Source organism: Peptoniphilus grossensis, from assembly GCF_001940285.1.
Taxonomy (GTDB): Bacteria; Bacillota; Clostridia; order Tissierellales; family Peptoniphilaceae; genus Peptoniphilus_A; species Peptoniphilus_A faecalis.
In genome coordinates, this window is sequence record NZ_MJIH01000001.1 from 1039573 (window position 1) to 1059827 (window position 20255).

Here is a 20255-nt window from a genome sequence, read left to right on the forward strand (position 1 = left end):
TTTATAAAAGTGGAGACAATAGTCTTGATATTGACTCTCTAAACTTAGTGAATCTCGATCTATTATTATACATCTCTGGAGTTATTTCTGTACAAGATTTTAAATCTTCTTTAAAGTCTTCCTTTAATTTTTTATTTAATTCTTCGTCATATAAAAAGGCATTTACTTCAAAATTTAATTCAAAGGATCTTATGTCGAAATTTGCAGTACCAACACTTGATAGATAATCGTCTGATATAACTATTTTTGTGTGAAGAAATCCACCTTCATATTGATATACATGTGCTCCCCATTTTAAAAGTTCTCCCATAAAGGAAAGAGATGCCCAATGTACAAAGATATGATCTCTCTTTTTTGGAAACATTAGATGTACCTGAACTCCACTTAATGCCGCAACCTTTAAGGCTTTTAAAAGTCCTTCATCGGGTACGAAGTATGGTGTTTGAATATATATTTCCTTTCTAGCTGATGTTATTAACTTTTCGTATCCATTTCTTATGGAATCTGCCTTGGTGTCTGGCCCACTTGTTACAATATTTATGTCAATTCCATCTTCTATTTCGGGAAAAAGTTCTGTGGTAAATCCCTTTGTATAATCATCTGATGCAAATTTAAAATCCAAAAAAAATCTCCACGCAAGTCCATTTACTGCTGGGCCCTCAATTCTAAGATGTGTGTCTCTCCAAAATCCCATTGGTCCCTTTGATACATATTCATCCCCGACATTAAAACCGCCTACATAGCCAATTCTCTTGTCTACTACTACAATTTTTCTGTGATTTCTATAATTTATATGGGTGTTAATTTTATAAAAAACCCCTGGAAAGAATATAGCAAGTTTTACTCCTGCTTTTTTTAAATCTTTTCTATCCCTTAGTTTCATCTTCCTAATGCCCATTCCATCAATTAAAAGATAGACGTCTAAACCTTCTATTGCCTTTTCTTTTAGTATATTTGTAAATTCAGTGGAAAGTTCATCAGACTTATAAATATAATACTGTACATAAATTGTGTGTTTTGCATTCTTCAAATCCTCAAATAAATCTTTGAATTTGCTTTTACCTTCATTGTATTTTTTTACTCTATTATTTGTGTAAAGAATTTCCCCTTCTGCACGATTAAACATTTCAATCATGTCAACGTGATTCTTTGTCCTCTCCTTTGAGTAAACAAAGGTACCATCTTTTATAGCTTTAAGTTGTGCCACTGATTCCTTTTCCAAAATTTTATCGGCTGTGCTTTTTCCAGCAAATATCTTAGATTTTGAAATATCCTGCCCTATAAATAGATATAATATAAATCCTATTACTGGCAAAAAGTTTATAGCCATTACCCAAAGTAGTGTGGAAACTGGCTTTTTATTGTCGTATAAAACTATGAATGCTGAAATTAATACATTTGCTATAAATAGGAATGAATAAACCTGAGCAAAGTTTTTTAACATTCCAAAATAGGTATTAAGCATAAAACACCTCTATTATTTATTTTTCTTTGATTTATATCTTTGTTGTGAATCTAAAATTTTCTTTCTAAGTCTAAATTCCCTTGGCGTTATTTCTATTAATTCGTCATCCTCAATAAATTCAAGGGCTTCTTCAAGACTCATCTTCTTAACTGGAGAAAGTCTTAAGGCATCATCAGAACCCGAAGCTCTGACATTAGTTTGCTTTTTTGCCTTTGTAACAGAAACTTCTATTTCAATTCCCTTTGGAGATTCGCCGACAACTTGACCTTCATATACATTCTCGCCTGGCTCTACAAATAAAGTTCCACGTTCCTGTGCATTATTAAGTCCATAAGTTGACGCAACACCTGTGTCAAAGGATACAATTGATGCATTAACTCTTCTTGGAATCTCGCCCTTAAAGGGTACATAATCTTCGAATATAGAATTTAAAATTCCACTTCCCTTTGTATCAGTCATAAATTCTGTTCTATAACCAATAAGTCCTCTTGACGGAATTATGAACTCAAGTCTTTGATAGCCACCATTAGGTTCAACTATATTTACAAGTTCTCCCTTTCTTCTTCCAAGCTTCTCTATTACAGTTCCAGCATAAACACTATCTACATCAATAGTAACTCTTTCAGTTGGTTCAAGTTTTTTACCCTTTTCGTCATATTTATAAAGAACTTGTGGTTTAGAAACTTGAAATTCGTAACCTTCACGTCTCATATTTTCAATTAGTACAGAAAGGTGAAGTTCTCCTCTACCACTTACTTTGAAACAATCCGTAGTATCAGTTTCTTCAACTCTTAGTCCTACATCCGTTTGTAGTTCTCGATTAAGTCTAGCTTTGATTTGTCTAGATGTCAAAAATTTGCCAACTCTTCCTGCAAAAGGTGAATTATTTACAGAAAAATTCATAGAAATAGTTGGCTCAGAAATTTTTACAAATTCAAGTCCTTCAGTGTCTTCAGTTGATGTAATAGTATCTCCAATGTTGATTCCTTCTATTCCCGTAACTGCAACAATGGATCCAGATCTCGATGAATTAACCTCTACTCTATTTAGACCCTCAAATTCATAAATTTGTGCAATCTTAATATTTTCTTTGAAGTCAGGTTTTAATTTATTTACTCTAACAAGCTTGTCATTTTCTTTTATAACACCTTGCTCAATTTTTCCAATACCAATTCTTCCAACGTATTCATTGTAGTCAATTGTTGAAATCAATAGTTTAAAAGGTTCATCGTCTCTATTTTCTGGCGCTGGAATGTACTTAATAATAGTTTCAAAAAGTGGATCCATGGATTCCATCTTATCATCTAAATCAAGTGCAGCCACACCTTGTTTTGCTGATGTGAATACAAAAGGACAGTCCAATATGTCTCCATCTGCTCCAAGTTCAATAAATAAATCTAGAACTTCATCTACCACTTCAAGAGGTCTCGCTTCTGGTCTATCCACTTTGTTTATGCAGACAATTACTGGAAGGTTTAGCTCAAAACTTTTCTTTAGAACAAATTTAGTTTGTGGCATTGGACCTTCAAAGGCATCAACTAATAAAACTACGCCATTAACCATCTTTAACACACGTTCAACTTCTCCCCCAAAGTCAGCGTGTCCTGGAGTATCAATTATGTTGATCTTAACACCATTGTGATTTACGGCAGTATTTTTGGAAAGGATAGTAATACCTCTTTCCCTTTCAATATCATTGGAGTCCATAACTCTGTCGTTTACTTGTTGATTTTCTCTAAAAATTCCTGATTGTCTTAGCAGTGCATCTACAAGTGTAGTCTTGCCATGATCGACATGGGCAATAATTGCTATATTTCTAATATCTTCTCTTTTCAAAATCTCATCTCATTTCTTCAAACTTCTATCCTATTTTAATCTTAAATAAAAAAAAGTGCAACAAAAGTTGCAGCTTTTCTTGTATAATTTGGGATTCTATTAAAATTAGTCCCTATTAATTTTTAAATTTTTCAACTAGTTCATCAAAGGAAACTTCAACTTGATCTCCGCTCTTCATATTTTTTAAACTGTATCTTCTACTCTTTACTTCCTCTTCGCCAAGGACAATTACATAATCGACCTTAGTTTGATCGGCGTACTTGAATTTTTTCTTTAACTTTGCAAATTCTGTGTATACAGAAACTTTTAGTCCCTTTTCCCTTAATTCACTGAGTAATTTTATTCCCTCATGTATACAGTCGTCCATTGGAATTATTAAAAGATCAACTAGAGATTTTTCTTCACTAGAAATAATTTTTGCTTCATTTAATTGATAGAAAAGTCTTGAAAGTCCAATGGAAAGTCCCACTCCAGGAAGAACTTTATCTGTGTAGTAACTTGCAAGGTCTTCATATCTTCCACCAGAACAAACTGATCCAATATTTGGATAATTATCAAGGGTAGTTTCATAAACTGTGCCAGTGTAATAATCTAATCCCCTTGCAATTTTTAAATCAATGTCAAAACAATCTTCATCAATTCCAAAATCCCTCATATAACCAATTACTTGTGTTATTTCGTCAAGCCCTTCAAGGAAAATTTCATTTTCAATCTTTAAGTCTTCTAATGATTTAATAATGTCGTCTACGCTTCCCCTGATTTTTATAAAATCTAAAATTTTTTCGCCGGATTTTTTCTCCACGCCAAGTTCTGTAAGTTCAGATAAGACATTTTCTTCGCCAATTTTGTCGATTTTATCTACAACTCTTAAAACATTCATTGAGTCTTCAATGCCAAGAGAAGCAAAAAAGCCCTTTAAAATCTTTCTATTATTGATGTGAATTGTAAAATCAGTAAATCCTAAATCCTTAAATGTATGATATATTACAACTGGAAATTCTGCATCATTTACAAGAGAAAGCTCTCCCATTCCAATTGTATCAATATCGCATTGGTAAAACTCTCTAAAACGTCCCTTTTGAGCTTTTTCACCTCTATACACCTTTCCTATTTGATATCTTTTAAAGGGAAAGGATAGGTCGTTCATGTGTTCTGCGGTGTATCTCGCTAATGGGACTGTTAGATCAAATCTAAGACTCATGTCAGTGTCGCCCTTGCTAAATCTATAAATTTGTTTTTCAGTTTCTCCGCCACCCTTTGCTAGTAGAACTTCAGATTTTTCTATAACTGGCGTGTCTATTGGCAAAAAACCATGTTTTTCAAAATTTTCTCTTATTATATCTCTCATCTCGTTAAAAAGCATTTGATCCTTTGGGAGTAGTTCCATAAATCCCGGAAGGGTTGAAGGTTTAACTATACTCATGATATCACTCCTCTTTTTATTATTAGTATTTCTTATAATTTTTATTTTATCACATAATCTTTGCTTTTTGTACTTTTGTTAATTATTAAAGAAAAGTGTATTTCATTGATATATGTATAATTCTTAATTACAAAATCTAAATATAAATTTCTTTAAGTAAAGCTTTTTACTTAACTCATTTTATTTGGACAATTATTCTTCTTAGCACTTAAACAAACAAGTGTGAATATTCCTATACATGTTTGTTGTATGCTCGGGGGAATACTAGTGAGATTGTTTCTAGATAAAAGCCATAGAGTTAATGATAGCTTGCTAGAAGCAATTGATACAGTTGGAGATTTTTCTCTAGCTCTTTTCGTATCAATGTCAATTGTAACTATGAAGTTATGGCAACTTGCAGATTTAGGTCCACAATTAATGGTTCTACTAATTGCACAAGTTATCCTAATACTAATATTTATTTACTTCTTAACATTTAGATTACTTGGTAAAAACTACGATGCTGCAGTTATGGCAGTAGGTCACTTAGGCTTTGGCCTTGGTGCAGTTCCCGTATCTATGACTACGATGAAAACTGTTTGCGACAAATATAGATATTCAAGGCTAGCATTCTTTGTAGTACCAGTAATAGGTGGATTTATAAGTAACTTATCTAATGCCATTATTATTACTACTTTCTTAGACATAGCTACAAAAATGGGCGCAGGTATGTAATTAAAGAATTATATTTATAAAATTAAATTAAAACATTTTAAAAGGGCTATAGTTTAGACTACTAGCCCCTTTTATATTTTACTTTTTATTTTGTATTAATAAAGTCCTGATGGCTTTTCAGAAATATTTATGAAAATATTTTTAACTTGTGAATAAGCATCAAGCATCATCTTATGGGTTTCTCTACCTATGCCAGATTTTTTATATCCACCAAAAGGTGCTCCTGCAGGAAGTTGGTTATAAGTGTTAACCCACATTCTTCCAGTTTCAATTCCTCTAGCAACCCTAATTGCCCTATTGATGTCCTTAGTCCAAACAGCACCTGCAAGACCATACTCTGAATCATTTGCCATTTTTATAACTTCATCTTCATCTTTAAATTTAATTACAACAGCAACTGGTCCAAAAATTTCTTCTCTCGCAACTTTCATATCATTACTTGCATTTGTTATAAGAGTTGGCATTGTAAAGTATCCCTTTTCTGTACCATTCTTTGTAGCCCTTTCGCCACCAACAGCAATTGTTGCGCCTTCTTTCTTAGCAATTTCAACATAGCCTAAAACTTTTTCAATTTGAGCTTTATTTACTTGTGCACCAACTTGAGTATCTTCTTCCCAAGGAAGTCCAACTTTAATATTTTCAAACTTTTTAATTGCCCTTTCAATAAATTCATCGTAAATATTTTCGTGAACAAAAACTCTTGAACCTGCACAACATACTTGACCTTGATTAAACAAAATTCCCATAGCAAGTCCATCTATTGCAAGATCCATGTCGCAATCATCAAAAAAGATATTTGCTGATTTTCCACCAAGCTCTAATGTTGCAGGAATTAATCCATCTGCTGCGGCACTTGCAATTTTATATCCAACTTCAGTTGAACCAGTAAAAGCAAGTTTAGAAAGTCCCTTGTGATGTTGCAAATATTCGCCAGATTTTGAACCAGAGCCAGTTATAACATTTATAACTCCCTTTGGCACAACATCTTTAATTAACTTCATTAACTCAAGAAGTGAAAGTGAAGTTGTTGAAGATGGTTTAATTACAACTGCATCTCCCGCTGCAAGAGCTGGGGATAATTTCCACGCTGCCATCAAGAATGGAAAATTCCATGGAATAATCTGACCTACAACTCCAAGTGGCTCACGAAGAACTATTGAAAGCGTGTTTTCATCAATTGCATTTGCAGTTCCCTCTTCCGCTAAAATTGCACCTGCAAAATATCTAAAGTGTTCAGATGCTAGTGGAATATCTATATTTCGAGTTTCTCTAATTGGCTTGCCATTGTCTAATGTCTCAACCATTGCAAGATGTTCAGCATTTTCATCAATTATATCTGCAATTTTGTTTAAAATTTTTGCTCTTTCATATCTATTAGTCTTTTTATACTCTTTGAACCCTTCCCAAGCAGCTTCAACTGCATTGTCAACATCCTTTTCAGATGCTTGTGTAATGCTTGATAAAAGTTCACCATCAGCTGGACAATACACATCAAGCATTTCTCCACTTTCTCCTTGGACAAATTCTCCACCAATAAATAGTCCATATTTTTTATCTAAATTAATTTTTGGTTTACTCATAATACACTCCTTACTTTTAATTTAATACATCATAAAAAGCTTACATATAAAAAATACCCCTCATAATTAATTTAAAACGCATAATGCTTATATTTTAATAATAGATTATTTTTTAACGATGTTTTACACTGTGAAAAAATTTTTGTTAAAATGTAAACTTACAAAAATAAAAAGACCATGTCGGTCTTTTTATCAAGTATCTCCTTTTAAAAATAAAATCTCGCACTTCTCATTGTCGATTACAAGAGCGATGTAATTTCCATATGGATTAGTATTATTAGTTGACTTAAAATATTTTTCATTACTTAAATCTATGGAAGTATCAAATCCTCTCCTCTTAACACTATTATAACAAGTTTCTATCGCATCAATTTTTTCGACCTCCCCTTCAACTTTACAATCTTTCAGTTCACTTTTTATTTTATCAATATCATTTTTATCTACAGAAAATAAAATTGCAGCCTCTCCATCTCCGTGAAAACTCGGTTCCTTTTTAAGTTCTCTAATTCTTTTTACGCTAGGTGGAAATTTTATTTTAAACTCATTTTCCACTTCTTTCACAGACTGTTCTCTATTGTCAGAAAATAAAAATAAAACAGGAATTAATCCGAGAAAAATCACAAAGATTAAAATCAAAACTCTTTTAAACCTTTTATCACTCATCTTTATCACCTTGATACCTTAAAATATCGCCAACTTCACAATTTAAAACTCTACAAATTTCTGAAAGAGTGGAAAATCTTATAGCCTTTGCCTTATTCGTCTTTAAAATAGATAAATTTGCGATAGTTATACCTATACGATCAGATAATTCTGTTAGAGTCATTTTATTTTTTGCAAGTTCAACATCTAAATCAACAACTATTTTACCCATGATTCACCTCAAATCGTAAGATCATTTTCTTCTTTTAAGACAATACCTTCTTTTATCAGATCACATAAAAGGAGAAAAATTTGTGCAATTAACATGGATAAAGTCCCACAACCAATGAAAATTAAATTTGTGATCGAGCCATCTAGGTTAAAATTCGTGTAAATTATTGAAAGAATTGAAAGGAAAAAAATTCCAATAAAACATAAAGCGATAACTTGGAGGTCAAATAGTGTTCCCTTTTCAAAAACACTATTCCTCTCATACTTTTTTAGAGCAAAAAGTCCAAATAAAATTGCAAAAATTAATGCCAAAATTATCCCTTCGCACAAAAATAACATGGGATATTTCATGTTCATAAACATGGGATATATTTGTCCCATTAGCTTTGCAAATTTAAAAATTCCATAGGATGCCATAGTCAAAATTACAATTGCAATAATTAAAAGTAATTCTATAAATTTAACTCTAAGCGATTTCATAATTACCTCCCTTTGTCATAAGTATATCATGGTATTTTATGTTTTACAATAAATATTTATTGTTTTTCGATAAAAATATTGTAAAAATAGAAATAAAAAAAGTCTGCAGAATTATTCCACAGACTTTTTAGGAGAAGATTTTTTCTATTTGATTATTTTACTGATTATTTTACTTAGTTTTTTTAAGAGCAGCTATTTCTTTCTTCAATTCTTCGATTTCTTTTTTAACCGCTTCATCAGCTTCCACTTTTTTCTTTGCGTTTTCTTCTTTTAATTTTTCTACTTCTTCTTTAAGAGCTTTGATTTCTTTTCAGAATCTGTTTTAATCTTAGTAACTTTTCTTTCTAGGTTTGTTTTAGCTCTTTTTTCATCGTCAAATTTCTTAGTAAGTCCTTCAACTTCACTAGTTAAATTTTCTGCGTCCTTTTCAGTAACAATTGGAAGATCTGCTAATTTTTCAACAAGTCTTTCCTTATAAGCTTCTTTGTTCTTTTCAACTATATCTAAAATTTCTTGTGCTTTTTCCTTGTATTCTTCTGAATTAACAAGTTCTTTATAAGCTTTTTCAAAATTGTTAATATAGAAATTGTAAAAATCTGCAAAATCCTCTAATGAAGCTTCAGTTTCAAGTCCATCTATATAAGTTCTTTGTGCCTTCAATGCTGTTTCTTGATTTTTCTTTTCAAGGAATAAGTTAAATTCTAAAAGTTTAAGTTCAAGGTCAATATAATTTTGTAATTCTCTCTTTGACTTTTCCTTTTCTTCAGAGCTTACACCAATAGTTGGCATTTCAAAGATTTTGTCTAAAATTCCTTGATAAAAATCTCTTACATCTGCAATTAAAAGTTCTGGTCTGTTTTTTATGGCATTTTCATAAAAATCAATAGATCTCTTTGAATTTTCAATAACTGGTTTAATGAATTTTTCTAAATTAAAGTTTTCAAGAATTCTGTAATAACTATCTGGAATTAATTTATAAAAATATTTTTTGGACATTTCAACTAATTCATCGCTATATAATTTAAACAATTCAATTAGTTTATTTTGTGCAGCCACAAGATCAAAATCCCTGTAAAAATCGTCGTAAGCAAAGTAAAGTTTATTCAAAAATTCCATGTTTTTCTTGTAATTTTCCAGTGAATCTTCATATCCCGGCACTTTTGAAAAGAATTCTTTAAAATTTTTTTCAAATTTCTCATTCATTTCCTTATAATTATTGAAAAATTCCATTGGATTTTTAAAATTATTTACAAACATATTCGTACCAAAGGGCTTGAAGTCTCCGAACTTAAAAGATTCCATAAATTTGTTATAAGCTTCCTTTTGATTTTCAAAAATATTTTTTTGCATATCCACTATTTCTTCAAAAAAATTTTTGTTTTCCATTTTTTCCTCCTTTTAAACACTATTCCACTATTATCTTAATATTTTACTTAGATAAATTATAACGACATTTTTTTATATAGTCAAATTATGACTACCTTTTCCTTAAAAATATTTTAAATTTTACATTTTCTTGACACAAATTAAATTTAATTTCTTCTTATATAAGATATATTACCCAATAAACAATCTATTATTTATATTTAGTAACAAATTTTATTTAATTCAATCTTTTAGTAAAAAACTTCTTTTTATTTATGAAAAATGTTCATCCTTTCTCTATTTTACAACCTTCCTTTATAAATTCTCTCCACTATGTTATAATATAATTAAGAAAAATTATGTAGAGGGGGATACATATTATGGAAAAACCTTGGGAGTTTGACGATTTTATATTTGATGGCGATGTGCTTAAGGGCATGACGAGAAAGGGCAAAGACAAGATCAAAAATGAAGAATTATTTGATATGGTAGTGCCTACAGAAGGACCAGATGGAACTAAAATTAGAGTTATAGGAGAGCAATGCTTTTTCAGAAGAAAACTTAATTCTATTGTAATTCCAGATACTGTTGAAGAAATTCAATATGAAGCTTTTGGAGTTAATAATTTAACTGAAGTAGAAATTCCTGATTCAGTTAAAAAACTTGATGCTTTTGTATTTTATAGAAACAAATTGACTGATGTTAAATTACCTAAAAATTTAGAATACATTGGCGATAATGCTTTTTCTCTAAATGAAATTGGAGAAATTGAAATTCCTGATTCAGTTGAATTTATTGGCGTAAGTGCTTTCTACAAAAACAAACTTGAAGAAATTAAATTACCTAAAAATATCAAGGAAATTGACATGTATGCTTTCAGAAAAAATAATATAATGGAAGTAGAAGTACCAGCTGGTATGGAAAAATTTGACGACAGAGCTTTCGAAGAAAACACTGTTGTTAAAAGAGTATAATAAAATTTATTTTTAGCTGTTGCTATTAAGCAGCAGTTTTAAAAAAAGAGCTGCCACATAAGTGACAGCTTTTTTAATATTCAAAATCACAATTCTATTTTTGTACCAATGTTTTTTTCTACTGCTAGTTCATAAATTTTTTCTGCTGCTACTAAATCAAGCCCTGCAAATCCTACAGTTTTAAACCAAGTTATTTCCTTTTCACTTTCTCTACCAACTTCTCTACTTAAAATTAAGCTTCCAAGTTCATGTGAAACTTTCTCTCTTTTTAATTTTCCCGATTTAATTGGAATTATTACATCGCCTGACTCCTTTAAAACTCCTTCCTTTGTGTCCGTAAAAATTTTATCGGCACGAATTAAAAATTCTTCTGGGGTTTCTTGCATATCAGGTGTGTAAGATCCAACTCCATTTATATGAACGCCCTTTTTAACTTTTTTGCCGTCAAAAACTGGTTTTTTTGAAGTAGTAACAGTTGTGATGATATCTACATCTCCTATTACTTCTTCAGAATTTTCTATTGCAATAATTTCCGCACCATAATTTTTTAATTTTTCCTCCATGATTTTTGCAAATTCTTTTGCTCTTTCAAAATTTAAATCGTACACATAAGCTTTTTTAATTTTTCTAACTGATAGCACTGCTTCAAGTTGCCTTTCTGCTTGTCCTCCAGTTCCTATGAGCAAAAATTTATTTGCATCCTTATTTGATAAAATTTCCGTAGCAGCACCTGAGACTGCTCCAGTGCGGAGTCTAGTCAAAATCGTTCCGTCTAAAATTGCCTTTACAAATCCATTTTCTTTATCTATTAAGATCATTGTTGATGGTGATGTAATTAAGCCTTTTTCAATATTTTGTGGATATATGTCGATTATTTTTATGCCAAGGGCATTCTTATCTTCTACAAGCCCTGGCATAAAAATTGCCGTGCTAGAATTTTTCTTATCAACGTCTATTACAGTCCTAAGAGGGATATCGCACTTTCCCCCACTATAATTTTTTAGTGCCTCTTTATCTGCCTCAATAATGTCTTTTATATTTACAGCATCTAAAATATCTCTTTCTTTTAAAATTAAAATTTCCATTTCAACCTTCTCTCCAAATATTTTTTATTTTAGTACTCCAAAGTCTTTTCTATATCTTTTATTATAACAAATGAAACGTAAAGTTTAAAAATAATAAAAAAGACGCCGATTACTCGACGTCAAAAATTTATTTTAATTTTTATTACATTCTGTTAAGCTCAACCATTTCGCTAAATGTTTCAAGTTGAGTTTTAGCTTGACCAAAGTCAGTCATTTGTTGGTCATAACCCATTTTAATTAGAGGAATGCCTGCTTTTTCGTAAGCATTTTTAAGTGATGGATATTCCATTTCTTCTGTATCATTAAATGTCATCATAAATACTAGACATCCATCAGCATTGTTATCAATTGCTAAGTCAACAACATATTTTGGTCTCTTCCATATATCTGGGTCGTAAAGAATTGGATCTTCGTCCATTCTTGCAAATTGATCTGCTAGAGCCATATATGGATCTTCTATTGATGTATCTACATCAACTTTAAGTCCTCTTGATTCACTTGCAATGTCATCTGCTACTACACAAATGTTAAAGTTGTCAAGTACTTCAAGAAGTGCTGGGTTGTCAGCGATAATACCAGAAGTTACTACTCTTGGTCCTGTGCATTCTTCTTTTGGCATTGCCTTTAAGGCTTCTATAAGCTCTTTAAGCATTTTGTTGTGTTCATCTTTTAACATGTGGTAAGAAGATTTTAGAACATTACATCTGTCAGAGGCTTTTATAGTCTTTGAATAATCTCCAACTAATTTGATGAATTCCCTCTTTAAAGCTCTATTTTCATTATAAACTTCAAAAGCTTTCTTTAGATTTTCGTCTGTAATTTTAACATCACAAATTTCTTCTAATCTTTTTGCAGCTTGTTTAAAGATTTTTGCATTGTAAGTTTTACCAAAGTCTTCTTTTCTATGTTGTGCGTGGTTTAAAAATACCATTGGAATTTTTCTACCAACAGAAACCTTATAGTTTTGAGAGAATGGTCTTAAAGTGTCGTCAAGAGTTGTAACCATTGATGCACTAAGTCCGTCAAGAGATCCGTCAAGTCCCATTTCCAAACATCTAAGAGCTAATGAATAATAGAATGTTGGAAAATATTCTTTAGCTTTGTCAATTGGACCTTGTCCTCCCCATACTCCATAAGGTACAAGTCCACCTGCATAAATAATTTCCTCAGGTGCGTAGTAAGGGAATACGCCGACAACTTTTTTGCCTTCAGCAAGGTATTTGTCAATTTGTTCTCTTCCATTTTCTGCAATATATTTAAATTCTTTTAATAATTCTTTTATATCAGTCATCTTGCACCTCAATTAAATTGTAGTTTTAGACCAGTCAGTTTCTTTAGTGTTTTCGAAATTAGTGTAGACTTCTTCGCCTTTAGCCATTCTATCAGCTTTTCTTTCGTTCATAATTTCTACTAAACCTTGAACTCTAGTCTTGTATTGTTCTTGTGAGAAGTTCCTTTCATCAGCTTGGTCTCCGTCAAAGTGAACTACTGGAATGTCAAGATCTTCTCTCCATCTTCTTTCGATTTCAGGCATTGCTCCTGACCATGGTTTACATGATCTGTTGTAATTGACAAGTGCTCCAGAAACTCCGTTTTCTTTTGCCATTGTTTCTCTCCATTCAACACCATCTTCGATACATACTGAACAAGGTGCTTTACAATAAGCTGCAGCCATTTCTCTAACAGTAGTGTATTGGAATCCAAATGCAGGCGCATATACAACTGCAGTTACGTTAACTCCATTTTGTTTTAGTGGTTCAAACAATTGTCTAAGTCCTGGCCAACAAGGTATCCCTTCAAATAGAATTCTATGTTCTTCAGGATATTCCCAAGTTGAAGTTCCTTCTCTAACAGATTGCTCGTATTCAGCTGCTAGAAGTTCAAATCCTTCAGCTGCATCAATTTCACATCTTGCAGCAACTATATCTGCCATGTGGTTGAATAGGTCAAATCCAGAAAGTGGAGATGGTTCATATGCCATATAAGAGCAAGCTTTAAGCCATGCAGCAGCTGTTCTATTAGCAATTTGACATGCTTCTTCAAATTTCTTTTCATCAAATTTCTTTCCAGTTAATTTTTCAAGTTGGTGAATAGCATATTCAAATTGTCCCATTAAATAGTCAACTTTTTCTTCAGGTACATCAACAGTATTTTGGAAAGGAATATCGATCATTATCATTGGAATATTATGCATTCTTGCAATATTTTCATACCATTTAGTCATCATGTTACAAATATTGTTACAGCAAAGTACAAAATCTGGTTGTGGCATCTTTCTTGAATCAGTTGGTTCTCCAGCTGCATAAGCAAGCGAAATCCTTGCATAACCACAAATATCGTTATCGTATCCCATATCTTCAGCAGCTTGGCAAAGTCTTAGACCGTCCTTTTTAGCTGCAGTAGTAGCTGCATGATTTTCTGGATATACTGCGTGTAATCCAAAAGCCTTTGCAAGTTCAATAGGGAATTTAGATGATGACCATCCAACTAGTTCTCCTCTTTTTTTTGCATCCCATGCTGCTCCATAAACTCTATCAACAACATTTCTTAGAGCTTGAGCTGCTGGGATATGTCCTTCGATTGGTCTTGGTTTTTTACCAGGTATCTTTTTAATTTGTTCAGCCATAGTTTACCTCCTAAAATAAATTATGCATTAGCCTTTTCTTCTTTTATTTTTTGCAATTTACATTTTTGATATCCAAATAGTGCCGCTCCTAGTGCACCATTTAGCTGACATAGTGGTGAAGTCAATATCTTATGTCCAGTGTTTTCTTCAAGAGCTCTAACCATACCCTCGTTAAGAGCAACACCACCTGTGAATACTACATCGTCATTTAATCCAACTCTTTTTGCAAGAGAACCAACTCTTGCAGCAATGGAGTCGTGAATCCCCTTAACTATATCTTCAATCTTAGTTCCACTTGCAAGTTGCGAAATAACTTCAGATTCAGCAAAAACTGTGCAAGTAGAAGAAATAGTTACATCTTTTGTAGACAATTTATCTAACTCTTCAAGCTTAGAAACATCAACTTCAAGAACCTTTGCAATTACATCCAAAAATCTTCCAGTACCTGCGGCACATTTATCATTCATAACAAAGTTTTCAAGCATGCCATTGTCTCCAATTTTTAAAGCCTTGGCATCTTGTCCACCAATATCAATAATTGTGCGAACATTAGGAAATAAGAAGTAAGCCCCCTTTGCGTGACAAGAAAGTTCAGACATTTGGAAGTCCGCTTCCTCAAGAGAAGCTCTACCATAACCAGTTGCCATGACATAGGCAATGTCCTCTTTTTTCATGTTAGCCTTTTTAAGAGTCTCACTAATTGTTCTTGATGGACCACTTGTTCCAGCTCCTACATCAATAACAGAAGTTGAAATAATTTCTTTACCATCTTTTAAAATAATACTCTTTGAGGCAGTTGAGCCAATGTCAACTCCCATTGTATAAATAGCTTCTGCCATACAATCTCCTCTTTAATTTAACAAAAATATCTTTCTCTATTTAATTCTACTATAATTATGTATCTTTGTCAAAATTTACAAGCCAAGATACTTGAATTTCCAATGTTTTAAGAGTTTTTATGTTTTACTATTTATTACTTTTAAAAAGTAAAATTTACTTATAGTAAACAAATATATCGCATACAAAAATATTGGATAATCCTTTACAGATTATCCAATAAAATGTCGTGTTTTGTATTATTTAATGTTATTTAATCTGTCGTAATCTCTAATAATTCTTGGAGTAAGCATTTGATGAACTGGACAAATTGAATCTGGATCTTGGTATGCACTTTCAGTAAATGCAATAATATAGTTTCTCAAAAGATTCATATTTACAATTTCATCAACTAAACCATATTTAGCACAAGAGAAAGGTCTTGATTTTTCTGCATAATCTTGAATCAATTCATTCATCTTGTCAATAGTTGGTTGAAGATCTTTTCCTGCTTTCTTATCCTTTGCAAGTCTTCTAGAGTACATTGCAGTAGCGGCAGTTTCTCCATTCATTACATTGATTTCAGTTGCGGCAGTTCCTAGTGAAAATGCATTAGTATCATTTCCTTGTGGTCCACCAAGTACATAGTGAGCAGCTGCAGTTCCCTTTCTCATTGTAATTTCCATTTGTGGAAGATCAGATTTTTGTATTGAATAAATAAGTGATTGACCAAGTCCTAGTAGTTCAGCCCTTTCTGCATCATCACCTACATCTATACCAGTAGTATCTTGTAGCCAGATTATAGGAAGTCTGTCTCTAGCACAAAGTGTTACAAATTCATTCATTTTTATTAGACCTTGTCTATAAAGTTTACCACCAATAGAAATATGTTTTGGATCATTATAGTATTCTGGATAGCCCATTAATAAACCTTGAACATTGGCAACAACACCAACTAAAAGCCCATTAACTTTTGCAAGTCCAGTTACCATTTCTCTGCCATAGCCCTTTTTGTATTCCATAAATTCAGAACCGTCAAAAAGTCTAGCGATTACATCATATATATCATAAGCTTTTTTGCCATTAATAGGAATTAGTGAATACATATCATTAGGATCGTATAGCGGATTCTTTGGATCGTCTACTCTAAAGAATTCTCTTTGATATTTTGGAAGCATTGAAAGATATTTTCTAATTCCTTCAAGTACTCCTTCTTCTTCAACATATACTTCTCTCATAAAACCAGTCTGTGCAAAATGAACGCTAACTGATCCTGGAGGAGTAGTTTTTTTAGCATTTGCAGTTTGATCTGCAATTTGATTTGCTCCCTCTTCGTCTATATATCCCTTAGGATTCATGCCGCTAAGGATTCCAGCTCCACCAACAGCCATGTTTGCATCTTTATGTGCAATTATAATTGTAGGTGAAATTGAGTGATATCCACCACCAGCAGGGTTAGTTCCATAAATTCCAACTATTACAGGAACTCCACATTGGTTTAGTCTTGAATTTCTATAAAATGGAGTACCGCCTCCACGTCTGTTTGGATAAACTTTTTCTTGTTCATCAAGTTTTACGCCTGAACAGTTTAGTATATAAACTAGTGGAATTCTAAGCCTTTCAGCTGTATCTGATGCTCTTAAAAGGTCATCAGCTTGTCCAGCAATCCATGCACCCGCAAGTTTTTTATTGTCGCTGGCAACAATATATACCCATCTGTCGTCAACTTTTGCAAGCCCTTTAACAACGCCAGTTGTACCGTGGTCGTTATCACCAGGGTTGTAAATCGTGTTAAGTGGACACCATGTGCCTTCATCGATAAGTCCAGCAATTCTTTGTAGTGCTGTCATTTCTCCACGTTCATTTACTTTTTCATCTGGTTTTCCAGCAGCAAGAGCTTTTTCTGCAAACTCTCTAATTTCTTCTTCAATTTCTCTTAATTGATTAAAATTGTCTTCATCAACTGCTCTTAATGGCTTTCCAATTGTCTTCATATTTTGAAAATATGAAGCAAGTGAATATTGAGTCATAAATCCTCCTTATTATTCTACAGGTCTCTTAATGAAAGCTTCGCCTGGATCTATTTCTTCTCTTATTAATTTAATTACATTTTCATCTGGTGCTTCAAGTTCAACTGCACGAGATACATCGATATCGAATCCTGTGTTTTCAAGAACATCTTCTGGTGAAGAAGAAGGATAATATCCAGCAAGATACATTCTCTTAGTATCTTCGTCAAATTTTAATATACCCTTATCAGTTACAACCATTTGTGGACCAACATTTTCAGGAATTCCAACTCTAGTTCTTCCACCAGGACCATCTATCCAACCAGGAGAAGTAACATAATCAACTTTTTCAATAAATCTTCTCTTTTCATGTTGCATCATGATAATAGTATTTACATAAGTTGCAATACCATTAGCGCCACCTGAACCAGTAAATCTAGTCTTAGGGTGGTGGTAATCGCCAATTACTGTTGAGTTAACATTTCCAAAGGGATCAATTTGAGCTCCACCAATAAATGCTATCATTCTCTTCTTGTCATGTCTCCACTCATTAGCTTGGAAGCCAACATAAGTTGCATTTGTCCAGTGAACTGCACAATGTGCCATAAACCTATTATCACCAACGGATCTTGGAACTTCAATTGGATCACAATCCATAAGTCCTGATTCTACGATTAGGTAACAGTCAGGAGCATAAACTGCTTTTGCAAGAGAAGCTCCAATTAGAGGTAATCCTGTTCCAACAATTGCTATTTGACCATTTTTGATTTGTCTAGCAATTGTTACTGCTTGCATTTCCTTATTTGTATAATTATCATATCTAGCCATTATTTATCTTCTCCCTTCTTTAGTACGTCTGTTGCGTAACCAAATCCTGGAACATTTCTAAGACCAATTATTCTTGTAGCTCCAAGTTTGTCAAGGTATTCATCATGATCTTCAACACCGTAAACCCATTCGTCCAAGAATGCGTTGAAATCTTCTTCTGTCTTTGATTTAACATTGTACATCTTGTAGAAATCAGCATCGTAATCATAATATTCATAACATTGTGAAGGGTGAGCTCCAAAAGGTACGTGAACTACTGCATCAACACAAAATCCTGGAATTTTATTGTCAGCTGCATCAAAGTTTTTAATGTATTCGTCAGAAACAAGCTCTTCACAAGTTACAATAACTTTTTTAGCTGCAATTGCAATGTCAACATCGTGGAATGTGTTTCCAAGAATTCTTGTAGTTCCATCTGGAGAAGCCATTTGTACGTGAATTATTGCAGTGTCAATTTCGGGAACTGGTGCTGCAACAAGTTTTTCGCCTTTTTTGAATGGATTTTCTACATATATATACTTGTCGTTTGGAAGTTTGTCGATTTTTTGTCTTTCTTCTTTGGATATTCCCCATTCATCAACTAAACTTGAACCCATCATTAATCTACATGGTAAGTATGGAAGGCCAAGTGCAGCTGCGTGAATTCTTTGCATTTCAACGTCTTGAGAGTAGTCTTCCATAAGAAGTTCTCCCTTTTCAACTGCTGCTCTAAATCTTCTTGAAACATTTGTGTATCCTGAGTTAGCAGTATAGCAATTTATGTATGCCTTTACTCTGCCCGCTCCAATTAATGTGTCCCAGTCTCCTCCTGCAGGTCCTGCTTCAACGATAAAATCCTTTTGACCTTGACGCAAAATTTCGTTTACTGCTGCGTAAGGTTTCCTATTAGTTGTAAATCCCCCTAGTGAAATTACATCGCCATCTTCTACATATTTTGCTATGGCGTCTTTAAGTTTCATTACTTTACTCAAGTTAAAACCTCCTTTTGTTAAATATAACTTGATTGCATAAATATTCAGCCCACGGTGGAGCTGAATAAATTAATTAGTGACTAAATAATATTAAGAATACACCTGCCGCTACGGCTGAGCCAATAACTCCCGCAACATTAGGTCCCATTGCGTGCATTAATAAGAAGTTAGTAGGATTATATTTTCTACCTTCAACTTGTGATACACGTGCTGCCATTGGAACTGCTGATACCCCAGCTGAGCCAATGAGCGGATTTATTTTACCACCTGTTACAATGTATAAAATTTTTCCAAAAATAACACCGCCTGCTGTTGCAAAGCAGAATGCCATAAGTCCTAGAGCGATAATTTTAATAGTTGCAGGTTGTAGGAAAGTTGTTCCATCTGCAGTCGCTCCTACTGTTGTGCCAAGCATTATAGTAACAATGTTCATTAACGCATTTTGTACAGTGTCAGATAATCTATTAACTACTCCTGATTCTTTAAATAAATTTCCAAGCATAAGCATACCAAGAAGTGGTGCTACATCTGGAAGAAGTAGTGATGTGAAAAGTACTACTACAACTGGGAAAATTATCTTTTCTAGTTTAGATACCTTTCTTAATGATGTCATAACAGTTTTTCTTTCTTTTTCAGTAGTAAGTGCCTTCATAATTGGCGGTTGAATCATTGGAATAAGTGCCATATATGAATAGGCTGCTACTGCAATTGGTGCCAATAGATGTGGTGCAAGTTGTGATGTTGTAAATATAGCTGTAGGTCCATCTGCTCCACCGATAATTCCAATTGACGCTGCTTCTGGTCCAGTAAATCCAAGTTTTACAGCAACAATAAATGCAACATAAATGCCAAACTGTGCTGCTGAACCCAAAAGTAATGAAATTGGATTAGCGATAAGTGGACCAAAGTCAGTCATTGCTCCTACGCCCATAAAAATTAGACATGGGAATAAGTTTGACTTAACTCCATTATACATGATAGCTAAAACCCCAGAGCTTTGCCATGGATCCCCAACGTCCATTAAACCTGCTAATGGTAAATTCCTTAAAAGCATACCAAAGGCAATTGGAAGTAATAGTAGTGGTTCAAATTCTTTTTTTATTGCCAGATAAAGAAGAATAAAAGATACGATAAACATTACTACATTTTGCCACTGTAATCCTGCAAACCCCGATTCACTAAGAATCCCTTGTAATGTTTCTAATAACAT

18 protein-coding genes are annotated in these 20255 nt (G+C 32.9%); 2 read left to right on the forward strand and 16 right to left on the reverse strand.

Going from position 1 to position 20255, the window contains the following annotated elements:
• Nucleotide 1 precedes the first annotated feature (1 nt).
• The 3 genes from cls to hisS all read right to left on the reverse strand — a co-directional run bounded on the left by cls (nucleotide 2) and on the right by hisS (nucleotide 4724).
• On the reverse strand, nucleotides 2-1465 hold the full coding sequence (gene cls, locus BIV18_RS05080; protein WP_075659580.1) for a cardiolipin synthase: 1464 nt from the start codon (nucleotides 1463-1465) through the stop codon (nucleotides 2-4).
• Between the two features lie 12 nt (nucleotides 1466-1477).
• A complete protein-coding gene (typA, locus tag BIV18_RS05085) occupies nucleotides 1478-3301 on the reverse strand; it encodes a translational GTPase TypA (RefSeq protein ID WP_075659581.1) in 1824 nt (607 codons plus the stop codon).
• Nucleotides 3302-3416: 115 nt separating this feature from the next.
• A complete protein-coding gene (gene hisS / locus BIV18_RS05090) occupies nucleotides 3417-4724 on the reverse strand; it encodes a histidine--tRNA ligase (protein WP_075659582.1) in 1308 nt (435 codons plus the stop codon).
• 177 nt (nucleotides 4725-4901) lie between these two features.
• On the opposite strand from hisS, the gene BIV18_RS05095 reads away from it, so the two are divergent.
• Entirely contained in the window at nucleotides 4902-5438 is a 537-nt protein-coding gene (locus BIV18_RS05095; RefSeq protein WP_268875187.1) for a sodium/glutamate symporter, read from the forward strand.
• Nucleotides 5439-5533: 95 nt separating this feature from the next.
• On the opposite strand, the gene BIV18_RS05100 is transcribed toward BIV18_RS05095, so the two are convergent.
• From BIV18_RS05100 to BIV18_RS05120, 5 genes are all read right to left on the reverse strand, one after another.
• Nucleotides 5534-7018, reverse strand: a complete 1485-nt coding sequence (locus BIV18_RS05100) for an aldehyde dehydrogenase family protein (protein WP_075659583.1) — start codon at nucleotides 7016-7018, stop codon at nucleotides 5534-5536.
• Nucleotides 7019-7210: 192 nt separating this feature from the next.
• Nucleotides 7211-7681, reverse strand: a complete 471-nt coding sequence (locus tag BIV18_RS05105) for a hypothetical protein (RefSeq protein WP_075659584.1) — start codon at nucleotides 7679-7681, stop codon at nucleotides 7211-7213.
• Nucleotides 7674-7892 carry a helix-turn-helix domain-containing protein gene (locus BIV18_RS05110; protein ID WP_075659585.1) on the reverse strand — a complete coding sequence of 73 codons (219 nt, stop codon included), beginning with the start codon at nucleotides 7890-7892 and terminating at the stop codon, nucleotides 7674-7676. The genes BIV18_RS05105 and BIV18_RS05110 overlap by 8 nt, the downstream gene beginning before the upstream one ends.
• Nucleotides 7893-7900: 8 nt before the next feature.
• A complete protein-coding gene (locus tag BIV18_RS05115; RefSeq protein WP_075659586.1) occupies nucleotides 7901-8371 on the reverse strand; it encodes a DUF2975 domain-containing protein in 471 nt (156 codons plus the stop codon).
• Nucleotides 8372-8650: 279 nt separating this feature from the next.
• Nucleotides 8651-9757: a poly(R)-hydroxyalkanoic acid synthase subunit PhaE gene (locus BIV18_RS05120; protein ID WP_235860790.1), complete on the reverse strand. Its 1107-nt coding sequence runs from the start codon at nucleotides 9755-9757 to the stop codon at nucleotides 8651-8653.
• 359 nt (nucleotides 9758-10116) lie between these two features.
• Here BIV18_RS05120 and BIV18_RS05125 point away from each other — a divergent pair, with 359 nt between their 5' ends.
• Entirely contained in the window at nucleotides 10117-10710 is a 594-nt protein-coding gene (locus tag BIV18_RS05125) for a leucine-rich repeat domain-containing protein (protein WP_075659587.1), read from the forward strand.
• An 86-nt stretch (nucleotides 10711-10796) separates the two neighbouring features.
• On the opposite strand, the gene BIV18_RS05130 is transcribed toward BIV18_RS05125, so the two are convergent.
• The 8 genes from BIV18_RS05130 to BIV18_RS05165 form a co-directional block, all read right to left on the reverse strand.
• Entirely contained in the window at nucleotides 10797-11795 is a 999-nt protein-coding gene (locus BIV18_RS05130) for an ornithine cyclodeaminase family protein (protein WP_075659588.1), read from the reverse strand.
• Nucleotides 11796-11937: 142 nt separating this feature from the next.
• Nucleotides 11938-13086 carry a 2-hydroxyacyl-CoA dehydratase subunit D gene (locus BIV18_RS05135; RefSeq protein ID WP_075659589.1) on the reverse strand — a complete coding sequence of 383 codons (1149 nt, stop codon included), beginning with the start codon at nucleotides 13084-13086 and terminating at the stop codon, nucleotides 11938-11940.
• Between the two features lie 12 nt (nucleotides 13087-13098).
• Entirely contained in the window at nucleotides 13099-14421 is a 1323-nt protein-coding gene (locus BIV18_RS05140) for a 2-hydroxyacyl-CoA dehydratase subunit D (RefSeq protein WP_075659590.1), read from the reverse strand.
• 20 nt (nucleotides 14422-14441) lie between these two features.
• Nucleotides 14442-15260 (reverse strand): acyl-CoA dehydratase activase, encoded by an 819-nt coding sequence (locus tag BIV18_RS05145; protein ID WP_075659591.1) that lies wholly within the window; start codon nucleotides 15258-15260, stop codon nucleotides 14442-14444.
• A gap of 237 nt (nucleotides 15261-15497) precedes the next feature.
• Nucleotides 15498-17267 carry an acyl-CoA carboxylase subunit beta gene (locus BIV18_RS05150; RefSeq protein WP_075659592.1) on the reverse strand — a complete coding sequence of 590 codons (1770 nt, stop codon included), beginning with the start codon at nucleotides 17265-17267 and terminating at the stop codon, nucleotides 15498-15500.
• A gap of 12 nt (nucleotides 17268-17279) precedes the next feature.
• Nucleotides 17280-18074, reverse strand: a complete 795-nt coding sequence (gene gctB, locus BIV18_RS05155) for a glutaconate CoA-transferase subunit B (protein WP_075659593.1) — start codon at nucleotides 18072-18074, stop codon at nucleotides 17280-17282.
• A complete protein-coding gene (gene gctA / locus BIV18_RS05160) occupies nucleotides 18074-19045 on the reverse strand; it encodes a glutaconate CoA-transferase subunit A (RefSeq protein WP_075659594.1) in 972 nt (323 codons plus the stop codon). Before gctA ends, gctB begins: the two co-directional genes overlap by 1 nt.
• 73 nt (nucleotides 19046-19118) lie before the next feature.
• On the reverse strand, nucleotides 19119-20255 hold the full coding sequence (locus BIV18_RS05165; protein WP_075659595.1) for a sodium ion-translocating decarboxylase subunit beta: 1137 nt from the start codon (nucleotides 20253-20255) through the stop codon (nucleotides 19119-19121).

What these genes read in the sequence shown, in the direction of transcription:
- BIV18_RS05110 (WP_075659585.1), bottom strand. Translation starts at nt 7,892, where the DNA reads ATGGGTAAAATAGTTGTTGATTTAGATGTTGAACTTGCAAAAAATAAA.
- gctB (WP_075659593.1), bottom strand. Translation starts at nt 18,074, where the DNA reads ATGGCTAGATATGATAATTATACAAATAAGGAAATGCAAGCAGTAACA.
- BIV18_RS05100 (WP_075659583.1), bottom strand. Translation starts at nt 7,018, where the DNA reads ATGAGTAAACCAAAAATTAATTTAGATAAAAAATATGGACTATTTATT.
- BIV18_RS05150 (WP_075659592.1), bottom strand. Translation starts at nt 17,267, where the DNA reads ATGACTCAATATTCACTTGCTTCATATTTTCAAAATATGAAGACAATT.
- hisS (WP_075659582.1), bottom strand. Translation starts at nt 4,724, where the DNA reads ATGAGTATAGTTAAACCTTCAACCCTTCCGGGATTTATGGAACTACTC.
- BIV18_RS05135 (WP_075659589.1), bottom strand. Translation starts at nt 13,086, where the DNA reads ATGACTGATATAAAAGAATTATTAAAAGAATTTAAATATATTGCAGAA.
- BIV18_RS05105 (WP_075659584.1), bottom strand. Translation starts at nt 7,681, where the DNA reads ATGAGTGATAAAAGGTTTAAAAGAGTTTTGATTTTAATCTTTGTGATT.
- BIV18_RS05140 (WP_075659590.1), bottom strand. Translation starts at nt 14,421, where the DNA reads ATGGCTGAACAAATTAAAAAGATACCTGGTAAAAAACCAAGACCAATC.
- BIV18_RS05120 (WP_235860790.1), bottom strand. Translation starts at nt 9,757, where the DNA reads ATGGAAAACAAAAATTTTTTTGAAGAAATAGTGGATATGCAAAAAAAT.
- BIV18_RS05130 (WP_075659588.1), bottom strand. Translation starts at nt 11,795, where the DNA reads ATGGAAATTTTAATTTTAAAAGAAAGAGATATTTTAGATGCTGTAAAT.
- BIV18_RS05125 (WP_075659587.1), top strand. Translation starts at nt 10,117, where the DNA reads ATGGAAAAACCTTGGGAGTTTGACGATTTTATATTTGATGGCGATGTG.
- cls (WP_075659580.1), bottom strand. Translation starts at nt 1,465, where the DNA reads ATGCTTAATACCTATTTTGGAATGTTAAAAAACTTTGCTCAGGTTTAT.
- BIV18_RS05165 (WP_075659595.1), bottom strand. Translation starts at nt 20,255, where the DNA reads ATGTTATTAGAAACATTACAAGGGATTCTTAGTGAATCGGGGTTTGCA.
- BIV18_RS05145 (WP_075659591.1), bottom strand. Translation starts at nt 15,260, where the DNA reads ATGGCAGAAGCTATTTATACAATGGGAGTTGACATTGGCTCAACTGCC.
- BIV18_RS05115 (WP_075659586.1), bottom strand. Translation starts at nt 8,371, where the DNA reads ATGAAATCGCTTAGAGTTAAATTTATAGAATTACTTTTAATTATTGCA.